We start from the raw sequence: 1,110 nt of genomic DNA on the forward strand, positions 1-1,110 counted from the left end.
AGACTAAAAAAGGTGGTAATTTGCAGTAATAACTCTAGAGGGTAATAGAGAATACTAGCACTGATACTGCCCAAAGGGGGATAAATTAAGCCTAAAAAGGCAGTAAAAACTCCTCCTAAACTAATTAGGGTAACTAGGGGAGTTGTGATAATATTAATGGGGATATTATAAAGAGCGATCGAGTTAAACGTAAACATTAATAAAGGCATAGTCCAGAGAGTAGCAGCCAGACTAATAGCTATAGGTTCAGCGATTAAATTAGGGAAATAGTCAATTTTATTTTTCAGCAAAGGAACGGTAATAATTAATCCCAAAGTCGCTAAAAAACTTAACTGAAATCCTAAATCCCAAATCCAGAGAGGTTGCCATAATAATAGAATTGTAGCCGCTAGTAACAGGGATCCTAAACTATTAACTTGTCGATTATAAAGCAGACCGATTAATGCCCCAATTCCCATCAAAATCGCTCGCAGGACTGAAGGTTGTAACCCGGTTAAAGTGCCGTAAATTATTAAGATAGTAAGGGCAATAATAAACTGTTTTTTGGGGGATAAATTGCGAGTAATAGTTAAAACAAATCCTAACAAAATAGCCACATGAAAGCCAGAAGCTGCTAAAATGTGAGCTAATCCAGTTTTAATAAATAAATCAGTTATTTTTGCTGGCAAATTAACCGCTTGTCGTCCGAGGGTAATCGAACTTAATAAAGTCCCTTTTTCTTGGCCTATTCCCTGAATTTGTGCCTCAACAATGCGCTGACGAATCTGCCAAATTCCCCAAGTAGGTGATTTTTTATCGATAATTATTTCCCCTTTTAAACCTGCAAAAGCACCCTGACGCGCTAGATAATTAGCAAAGTCAAAAGCATTGGGATTATTCGCAGGACGGGGACGATAAAGTAATCCTTTAATTGTTATTTCTTGTCCGGGATAAACCTGATTTTCTGCTATATTTGGTAGAGTAACGTAGAGTTTACCCGTGGATTTTTCTGTCGGTAAATTCTTGAGGCTAAATTCTTTTACTTCTAACCAAAATTGTAAATTTTCTCGGCGATTGAGACGAATTTCTGATATAATACTGCCCGTGATTTCAATAGAGTTAACCACATTA

1 protein-coding gene is annotated in these 1,110 nt (G+C 36.6%); it reads right to left on the minus strand.

Translation table 11 applies throughout. The features are described from left to right. Window positions 1-1,110 (minus strand): ComEC/Rec2 family competence protein (locus PX636_RS05735; protein ID WP_288116464.1); only part of this gene is annotated, 1,110 nt, incomplete at both ends.

The organism is Microcystis sp. M53598_WE2, assembly GCF_030067735.1.
GTDB lineage: Bacteria > Cyanobacteriota > Cyanobacteriia > Cyanobacteriales > Microcystaceae > Microcystis > Microcystis aeruginosa.